The sequence below is a fragment of the Nostoc sp. DedQUE08 genome (assembly GCF_034530895.1).
Taxonomy (GTDB): domain Bacteria; phylum Cyanobacteriota; class Cyanobacteriia; order Cyanobacteriales; family Nostocaceae; genus Nostoc.
In genome coordinates this window covers 20065-29224 of sequence record NZ_JAVRCD010000086.1, presented here as the reverse complement: position 1 = coordinate 29224, position 9160 = coordinate 20065, and the positions used below count along the sequence as shown (strand labels likewise).

Genomic DNA, 9160 nt, shown 5'->3' with positions numbered 1-9160 from the left:
CTCCAGCGATGCCTGCGGCGGTAAACTACGCAGTTAAGATTATGGGAGTTCTCCATAATGGCTTCATGTTGCTATGTCTGTTGCTGCAATATTAAGAAAGCATAATCTTAACTTATCTCCTCCAACATAGCTAAATGCTTACTCAAAGGAGCCAGGGTATTAGCAACAATCATCCCACTAGCGACGACGGCGGGTAAACCGATGCCGGGGAATGTGGAGTCACCGCAGCACATCAACCCCGCTAAAGGTGTACCGTGACCAGGAAATAAACCTTTAGCAGCAGAAATTGCCGGGCCATAGGAACCATGATGGCGGCGTAAAAAACGTTCGTGGGTGAGGGGTGTACCAACCAGGGTGATTTCGCAACGGGTGCGGATATCGCTGATGATTCGTTCTAAAGCTTGCCACATCACCTCAGCGCGCGATCGCTTTTGTTGCTCATATTCCTGGCTTCTCCTATCTAGTCCTTGCCAAAGTGCGTAAGGTTCATTACCGGGAGTGTAAACGTGAATTACGTGTTTACTTGGGGGTGCAAGGGATGGGTCAAGAATTGAGGGTATTGATACCACCACAACATTTTGCGGTGCAGTAATGCCCAATTGCCAATCATTAACCACAATATAATGACAAGCTAAATCTGCTGGTAAACCTTGAGCATCAATACCAAGATGTAAGTGCATAAAACTATCACACTCTGGTATGGCTTGGCGTTGGCTGCGGAATTTGTTTGGTACTGCTCCTTCTGGTAATAGTTTTAACGTATCCCATACCGAAGCATTAGAAACAACTGCTCGCCGCGCCCGAATTTCTTCCCCATTTCGCAGTTTGACACCTACCGCGCGTTTACCTTGTACCAAAACTTGCTCAACATGAGAGCCTAACATTAATTTCCCGCCATGTTTTTCTAACCCTTGCACCAGTGCATTGACTAAAGCACCACTACCACCAACAGGGTAATCTAACGCTACTCCTGGTTTGTACCACTCCGCAAACATAAATGCGACTTCGGCGGCTCCCGTTCCTGATGCTGGTAGTCCAGAGAGGAGAAAACACAACAAGTTCAACCAGTTAATAATAAAGGGGTCATGGACAACACCATTCACGATCCGGTCAAAAGACCCCGTTAACTTGAGAATATTGGTAGTATGTTTAGCTAACGATGGAGCAAATTTACTCATAGTCAAAGCTGCACCTATATCTAAACGTAATGCAGATGCAGGGAGAGCGCTTGCAGCTGCGGCTAGTGGTGTCATCACCGCTTGCAAGCGTCGCCATTGGGACACTGCATCTTCACCTCGTAGCCTTGCCAGCACTTCACAAAACTGTTCTGCACCCACAGATGTATCAAAATCACCTTCTGGTAGCCGACAACCCCAAGTATCATAAGTCACACATGGCAAATCCACGCCAATTACATCTAGCACTTGTCGTAAAGGGTTAACCGAAGGAGTGTAAGACAACCTAGAGTAAAGAGAAGGGCCACTATCAAACTTAAATCCTTGACGTTCAAAACTGTGCGCCGCTCCACCAGGAATTGTATGACTCTCACAAACAATCACATCAAACCCATATCGCGCTAAAACAGCAGCACAACTCAACCCCCCTATACCACTACCAATTACAACTACATCTTTTTGGTTTATAGTCATTAGTCATTAGTGCATAATCTATAGTTATTGTGCCAAGTTTTTCACTTTCAATAACTCAGGAGAAAGCAGATTTTCTAATATTTGGGTTTGCTGTGTTATTTTTCAAGGCGGGAATTTTCTCAGTTATTTATTCTGTTTTTTGTTTTATTCGCATCTTTTTACAATCAGCGTTCCTTATGTTCTTAAACTTTGTAGAAGGTATATCAAATAACAGCTTGGTTGTGCCTGTAGCCCTGGCGCTCGCCCCTTCCCCCAGAATTGGAACTAGCTGCTTACGCAGTTGGTATTTTTCTACTTCTCTGTGCTGTTGGTGCTTTGGTGAGAAAACTAAAAAGGTGAGACGGCAAGAGTGATCGCTCTCCCAATCAAGCGAGGAAAGCCCAATCGCTTAAAACCCGTATAAACATTTACATAAATTATGAACTTTTTATAAGTTAAAGATTATTTTACTTGAATATGGAACGCCTCTTTTAATAAGGAAATAGAGCCATCGGCAATAAAACGCACACCAATTGCTAGGATAAAAAAACCGAAAACTCGATTTAAGGCTCCCACACCATTTTTTCCTAACTTCTTAATAAGTGGTTCACCTAATGACAGGCACAGATAAAGGCTTATACCTATTAAAGCAATTCCCACTAAAGACTCAAGATAGTCTACCCAATGCTTAAAGCTAATCGATAAACTCGTTACTACCCCAATTGCTCCAGGCCCACTGATTAATGGTACTGCCATTGGTGTAAAAGAAATATCTTCTTTATCTAGAGCCTCATCATTTTCTGATGGAGTTAGTCGTTGACGGGCTGTAACCATTTCCCAGGCTGTGTGAGCAACAAGTAATCCCCCTGCCAGCCGTAGCACATTTAATGAGATTCCAAAAAATTCTAGAATCCACCTGCCAGCTAGTAAAAACACAGCTAAAACTAAAACTACATTTGTGGCAGTTTGTATCGCCTGCTGATGACGCTGTGATGATGTTTCCTTCGCTGTTAAGCTGTAAAAAACCGGAACTGCACCGATTGGATTGGCGATTGGGAAAAGAGCCACAAAGGTTGCTAATGTATTTGGAATTAACGACATTATCAATATTTGGATATCTAGGTTTCCTAGAAGCAGAGTTTAGCAGACAGTGGGGGGTGCATGTACCCACTTGACTCCAAGAACCACCGATGCGATGCCTGCGGCGGGCGCTTGAGCCATCGCACCTCACCCCGTTCAAAGAGGAAACTTAAAAGCGATCGCCCCCAGCCCTTCGCCCAAGCCAAGCATCGGAATCTACCGCCCTTTTTCAAAGAGGAAAGCTCTTTATATGGGGGGATAGGGGGAATAACTGTTAACTGTTGACTGACAAGGTAGCTATACTAGCTGTTTGAAGAACTAGCTTGATTGAGAAGGTCAATAGCATCTTGGTCGAGATTTATATTGACAGCTTTGATAATATCGTTGAGTTGCTCAACTTTGGTTGCACTAACAATAGGAGCCGTAATGGTAGGATTAGCAATGAGCCACGCCAGAGAAACTTGGGTGGGAGTAGAATTATAAGTAAGAGCCACTTGGTCAATTGCCTCTAGAATTCGCAAACCACGAGGATTTAAATATCTTTTTACAGAACTACCACGCAGACTAATAGACAAATCTTTTTCTGAACGATATTTACCAGAGAGAAAGCCACTGCACAGAGAGGAATAGCTAATCACACCAATTGAGTGTTCTTGGGAAATTTGTTGTAAATCCTGCTCATAACCATCTCGGTCATACAAGTTATAACGGGGCTGAAGGCAATAGTAGCGAGGATAGCCATGCTGACGACTAAGTTCTAATGCCTGTGATAGACGCTCTGCACTATAATTTGAAGCACCAATTGCACGTACTTTTCCTTGACGAATCAATTCTGCGTAGGTTTCAAGAGTTTCTTCAAGTGGAGTACTTTCATCGTCGATATGCGATTGATATAGATCGATATAATCGGTTTGTAACCTCTGCAACGAGTCTTCAACAGCTTGTTGAATGTGTTGGCGAGAAAGCCCTTTGCCTTTAACACCCATATCGTTGCCAACCTTCGTTGCAATCACCACCTGGTCACGATTACCACGCTGCTTGAGCCATTTTCCTAAAATTGTCTCAGATTCTCCACCAATATTTCCTGCAACCCACTTGGAATAGACATCGGCTGTGTCAATAAAATTACCTCCAGCCGCTATAAAGTGATCTAAAATCTTAAATGAAGTATTTTCATCAATTGTCCACCCAAAAACGTTTCCACCAAAAGATATTGGTGATACTTCTAGCCCTGAACGTCCAAGTTTACGTTTTTCTGTAATGACCATGAGTTTTCTCTCAAAACAGTTTTAGAATTACTTGTGCCAACTATGGCTAATTCAAATTAAAAATACAGTATGCTATTAAAGCTACGATAAAGCTATCGGCAAACCGGGTTTTAAAATTCAAACGCAGATTATCATGGAAAATCATCCAAAATCAAGTCTTATTATCAGCGATAAGCTACGCTATTGACATAGATGATTGAGCATAAGCGCAGTGCTGGAAGCGATCGCACCCAATAATTGTTAACAAGTTTTAGTTCTGGGGGAAAGTATGGCAGAAGCGATCGCCCTAATTCAAGCGAACGCGAGTAGCGTCTGGTAGAGAGGAAAACCCCTTAGTCATCTTCATCCATTAAGCGACAACGGCTTTGGGTCTTGCAAGGTTGCCCTGAAGAACGCTCTTGTACAACAGTCGCTAAATCTGCTCGTCCTGTTAAGAAAAGTCGCCAATCAGCCCAAATCCCATATAGAAAGTCGGCAATAGTACTTATAACTGGTAAGGAAGTTGCAGCATAGACCCAACCCATCCCCAGAATTTCGTAAATGCGACGGAAAACCTCAACATTTTTAACTAACGTTCCGTCTGGCAACACAGCATGAATACGCCCCATTGCAGTTTCATAGTTAACACCGCCATGTGCTTGGGGGTTGTAGTCATCAGATGCAATATCTACAAACGCCACCAGCCCTCGACCAGCGTCCCGCTTCTTCAAAAAGTTAACCTCACGCAGACACAAGGGACATTGACCGTCATACAGCAGTTTGATTTTCCACGACGGCAGAGTGGATAAAGGCTGGTCTTGAGAGTTGTTACAACCGTAAGATTGGATTTGTGGTAAGGACATTTCGGGATCTTAACTGAGTTTATTTCCTTACATCAAGCGTAATGCCTCTCTTCATTATTAGAGCCTATTTATAAAGTAAATATTAAGTAGGATGTGTTACGGCTATGTAAGGATTTGGGAGTTTCAGAAAATCAGGATTAGCCGTAACGCATCATATCTGTCGGTGCGTTAAGCGTTGCTATAACGCACCCTACAATTTAAGCTTTACTTTATAAATCATCTCTAAGTAATCCCTAATGTGAATTAAAAACGTCTCTTATCGTGCAAGGTTTTGAGAATTGCCAAAAATTATGCTTTTAGAATTAAGCTGATGCGCTTTTAAATTGCATAGTTAAACTCGTTAGAAAGATGCGGGAACATGGAGATACAATTTGAATGACGATTAGCTTAATAGGTGGATATGAATCAGAAATTGGATGAAAAGAAAGCACGATTTCAAAGCGAAAATACATCAAATCGTTTAGGGCATATAGCTTCCAAGGCTAACGCGTAACGGCAAGATCAAGGACAGAGCAAGGGCACAGTAGTAGCCGCGTATTATCAATTTTCGTATCTCGCTAGATTTTTACTCCTTTCCCCCTTCCCTGATAAGAGCTATCAATGCTAGATTTCCGTTACTGGCAATACTTCAGGGTGATTTATGAACAAGGGTGAATTAGTGGATGCTGTAGCGGCCAAGACCAACATCACAAAAAAGCAAGCCGATGAAGTGATAAGTGCTTTTTTGTCAGTCGTTACCGAGGCTGTAGCGAATGGGGATAAGGTAACGCTGGTAGGCTTTGGCTCATTCGAGCGACGCGAACGCTCTCAACGTGAGGGGCGTAATCCCAAAACCAATGAGCCAATGACTATTCCAGCCACTAGAGTGCCTGCGTTTTCTGCTGGGAAGCAGTTTCGGGAGAAAGTAGCGCCATAAGCATAAGTAAGCCACCCTACCCAAAAGGCTGCCCCCAGCGCTCCCAGTTCTCCTTATTAAATGGACTGCGCCACTTCAAAATAAGGTTCAACTCCAACTCTTGCCGTGCGCGTCGATCAACCGGAGCATCCCACCAAAATGCGGCGTTGACTGCTGTTTTTAACCCATAGCGATAATGTAAATCCTGGTAGCTGGCGATGTAATCTTTGCAGGCGTGTATACCCTGCCATCGCTTGTTACTGCGGCATGTTTCGCCCACGTACAACACAACAGAAGCCGCCGAGTCTATGATGAAATACAGACAAGCTTCTCCTGGACTATCAACTGGCATTCGATAAAATGACATTGGCACAAGCCGCAGCAAGAGTGGATCAATTTGGTCTGGGTCGCAGTGCTTAGGGGTAAGGTCAAATAATGCCGTCTGCTGTGGTGGTTTGTTCTCTCTCACATAATGCTGATACTCAAATATTTGCGTTTTCCACTTCAGCAGCGCCTCAAGACTCATTACCAGTGTCTCTGCTTTGCGTGCTGGTGTGACGGTCAAATCAGAAAATAAATTTAGCTGGTTGGGTTCCAAGGTGATTAATGGGAATGTACAAACCAGTAGATTATCCCCCACAACCCAATGGAATTAAACTGGTTAGCAGGTTTACCAAAGTGATCGCTGCTGATTTTTGGTAATTTTAAAATAGCGTTGCAATTTTGGGGAAAGCGAACTTCTAGTCATCACCAGCCATAATACAGCCAAAGCAATAAATTTGGAATGAAAAGCGCACAATATTATGTTGAGTTATTCAAATATGTAATATCTATAATCAGAGGTAGCTAAACTCACCTACATTTGTGAAATGCTGTAATCAGTGCGATATGTAAGGAGAGGATCTCCATGACATCAAAAGGCAAGAAAAAGACCTCAAGGCGTGGTTTTCTCCAAGGGGCGGCTATTAGTACAGCTGCTTTAAGTACAGCAGAGTTACTAAAAAAAGAAGTGGCAGATGCTGCAAGTCCTGGACAGGATCAGGGAATCCCTCTCCAAAGTACTGAATTTGATTTTATTCAGAAATCGGCTGCCCTAGAGCCAGACAAGATTGTAAATAGTGCTTGTCAATTCTGCAATTCTCTGTGCCGATTGAAAGTTCATCTCAAAGACGGACGCATCATAGATGTGTTAGGTGAACCAAATGACCCAGTACAGGCTGGTGGCTTTTGTATCAAGGGGCCAATGATGACGCAGCTAGTCTACAATCGTTTTCGCTTGAAAAACCCAATGAAGCGGGTTAGTGGAAATAAAGGTGACAGTAATTCTAAATTTGAGCCAATTTCTTGGGATGAAGCACTTTCAATTATAGCTAGCAAGTTTTTGGCACTCAGGGATGCAGGTGAAGCTAGAGCGATCGCGAACAAAACCTCTGGCAGACTCCCACGAGGAACAGGTTCTCTGGTCGGACGCTATTTTAGTATGCTGGGCAGTCCTAATAATACCGATGTTGGGCCTGTATGCAACGATGCAGGTGGGAATGCTTTGGCATGGACATTTGGCTTGGGTAATTTTACAAACGGTTACGGAATCGATGATGTGACTAAAAAAGAAGACTTGGGAAGTGCCAAATTTTTTCTGTTTTTAGGTACGAATCAAGCAGAAACCCATCCTGTAACCTTTGCCTATCTTCTCAGAAGTCGTGTTCAGACCAAAGCCAAATTAGTAGTTATCGACCCGCGCTTGACTCCTACAGGAGCGCAAGCTGATGAGTGGATTGCACCGAAACCACACACTGACTTGGCTTTGGTTTTGGGAATGCTCTATCACATTGTAACTAACAACTTATACGATACTGGCTTTGTAAAACGATGGGTACTAGGTTTTGATGAACTGAAAAATCACCTAAAAAGCTTCAGCTACACACCAGAGTGGGCAGCCAAAGTGACGGATGTTCCAGCATCAAAAATTAGGTCGATAGCTGAGGCTTATGCCAAAACTAAGCCTGCTGCTATTTTCTGCAACGCTGGGATTTCTCATCAATTGGGGGCTTTTGACACTTACCGTTGTTTGACATTCCTAGCCGCAATTACAGGCAATATTGGTATTCCTGGTGGTGGTTGCAATTTCATGCACAATACCTGGCCAGGGGAATTGAAGTTGCCAGCGATTATTGGTAAAACGCCTAACAAAGACATAGCACTGCCAGTCGGGCCAGATTATTTTGCCCAATCGATCCTTTCAGGTGAACCTTATCAACTCAAAGCGATCGTTACTCAGGGGAATCCTTTATTAGCTTGTTCAGACACAATTAAAGTACAACAGGCTTACCGCCAATTAGAATTTTATGTTTACACTGGATTGTTTATGGAAGAATCAGCCTACTATGCTGATATTATTTTGCCAGTAACCAGTGGTTTTGAAATGGAAACGGTTTATATGCGGCGGGATGATCGAGCAATCCGTTGGCAAGAACAAGTGGTTACTCCGGTAGGTGAGTCCAAACCAGATTGGCATATCTGGATTGATTTAGCACACGCCACAGCGAAATTAGACAAACGCAATCCGCCTGAATACTGGAGGGACAACTTTCCTGATTCTTGGAAAGACTATCGTCAGCTGTGGGCAACTTTTCTAACCAATACTCCAGGAATGGGAGGTATGACCCAACAGAGACTATCTCAAAGAACAGAACCTTTGCGTTGGCCTTGTCCAACAGTAGATCATCCCGGTGTCAGCACACTTTACCTAGATCATGCATCTTGGTATGAAGCCGCATCATCTCTTAACCCTAAGAATGTTGGTAAACGATTTCTCACTCCCAGTGGTAAGGTAGAAATTTATACTCCACAATTGCAAAGTCGTCTAGCCGAGGCTGGACACTCTGCTCTACCAAGCTTCTATACCCATCCAGAGGTAACAGGTAAGCATCCTACCATTGAATACACCTCTGAGTTGGTAAAAAATCCTGTAAATCCACAGGCACTGACTCAAAACATTAAATTAGGAAAAATGACTTCTGGTGAGGTACATAAAGAGTACCCACTAATGGGAATGACTGGCAGACCAAGTGTAGTTCATTTCCACTCTGTAACTCACTGGACTTATACGGGTAAGCAAATGAATGGTGTTCGATTGGTACAAATTCACCCAGAAGCTGCGAAAAAAGTAGGCATTAAAAATGGTGATGAAATTATAGTCGAAAGTCCCAGAGGATCAATCATTGGCACTGCATTGGTTTGGTCAGGAATTCGAGAAGATACTATTTTTGTCCCTGGCTGGTTCGGGACTGGGCAGAAAATGGCAGAAGAGTTTGGAACTCCCTACTATGAGTCAGTTAATATCTTGATAGATAAACAATATTATGACAATCTCTCAGGACAGGAGGCATTTAAATGTTTTGCCTGCCGAGTCAAAAAAGCATAAGGATTACTTGTTCTTTGATTTTT

General features: G+C 43.2%; 7 protein-coding genes. 2 read left to right on the top strand and 5 right to left on the bottom strand.

Annotated features, from left to right (window positions below; translation table 11 throughout):
* Positions 1-107 precede the first annotated feature (107 nt).
* From RMY64_RS33805 to RMY64_RS33790, 4 genes are all read right to left on the bottom strand, one after another.
* Entirely contained in the window at positions 108-1649 is a 1542-nt protein-coding gene (locus RMY64_RS33805; RefSeq protein ID WP_322702338.1) for an NAD(P)/FAD-dependent oxidoreductase, read from the bottom strand.
* A 441-nt stretch (positions 1650-2090) separates the two neighbouring features.
* Entirely contained in the window at positions 2091-2729 is a 639-nt protein-coding gene (locus RMY64_RS33800) for a MarC family protein (RefSeq protein ID WP_322702337.1), read from the bottom strand.
* Positions 2730-3010: 281 nt separating this feature from the next.
* Entirely contained in the window at positions 3011-3976 is a 966-nt protein-coding gene (locus RMY64_RS33795) for an aldo/keto reductase (protein ID WP_322702336.1), read from the bottom strand.
* A gap of 332 nt (positions 3977-4308) precedes the next feature.
* On the bottom strand, positions 4309-4818 hold the full coding sequence (locus tag RMY64_RS33790) for a DUF393 domain-containing protein (RefSeq protein WP_322702335.1): 510 nt from the start codon (positions 4816-4818) through the stop codon (positions 4309-4311).
* A gap of 640 nt (positions 4819-5458) precedes the next feature.
* Between RMY64_RS33790 and RMY64_RS33785 the strand changes: the two genes are divergently transcribed.
* Positions 5459-5734, top strand: coding sequence for an HU family DNA-binding protein (locus tag RMY64_RS33785; protein ID WP_322702334.1), 276 nt, complete (start codon positions 5459-5461; stop codon positions 5732-5734).
* Positions 5735-5750: 16 nt separating this feature from the next.
* Here the strand turns inward: RMY64_RS33785 and RMY64_RS33780 are convergent, their stop codons facing one another.
* On the bottom strand, positions 5751-6353 hold the full coding sequence (locus RMY64_RS33780) for a GIY-YIG nuclease family protein (RefSeq protein WP_322702333.1): 603 nt from the start codon (positions 6351-6353) through the stop codon (positions 5751-5753).
* Positions 6354-6620: 267 nt separating this feature from the next.
* Between RMY64_RS33780 and RMY64_RS33775 the strand changes: the two genes are divergently transcribed.
* Positions 6621-9137, top strand: coding sequence for a molybdopterin-dependent oxidoreductase (locus RMY64_RS33775; protein WP_322702332.1), 2517 nt, complete (start codon positions 6621-6623; stop codon positions 9135-9137).
* Positions 9138-9160 lie beyond the last annotated feature (23 nt).

What these genes read in the sequence shown, in the direction of transcription:
- RMY64_RS33805 (WP_322702338.1), bottom strand. Translation starts at nt 1,649, where the DNA reads ATGACTATAAACCAAAAAGATGTAGTTGTAATTGGTAGTGGTATAGGG.
- RMY64_RS33785 (WP_322702334.1), top strand. Translation starts at nt 5,459, where the DNA reads ATGAACAAGGGTGAATTAGTGGATGCTGTAGCGGCCAAGACCAACATC.
- RMY64_RS33775 (WP_322702332.1), top strand. Translation starts at nt 6,621, where the DNA reads ATGACATCAAAAGGCAAGAAAAAGACCTCAAGGCGTGGTTTTCTCCAA.
- RMY64_RS33800 (WP_322702337.1), bottom strand. Translation starts at nt 2,729, where the DNA reads ATGTCGTTAATTCCAAATACATTAGCAACCTTTGTGGCTCTTTTCCCA.
- RMY64_RS33795 (WP_322702336.1), bottom strand. Translation starts at nt 3,976, where the DNA reads ATGGTCATTACAGAAAAACGTAAACTTGGACGTTCAGGGCTAGAAGTA.
- RMY64_RS33790 (WP_322702335.1), bottom strand. Translation starts at nt 4,818, where the DNA reads ATGTCCTTACCACAAATCCAATCTTACGGTTGTAACAACTCTCAAGAC.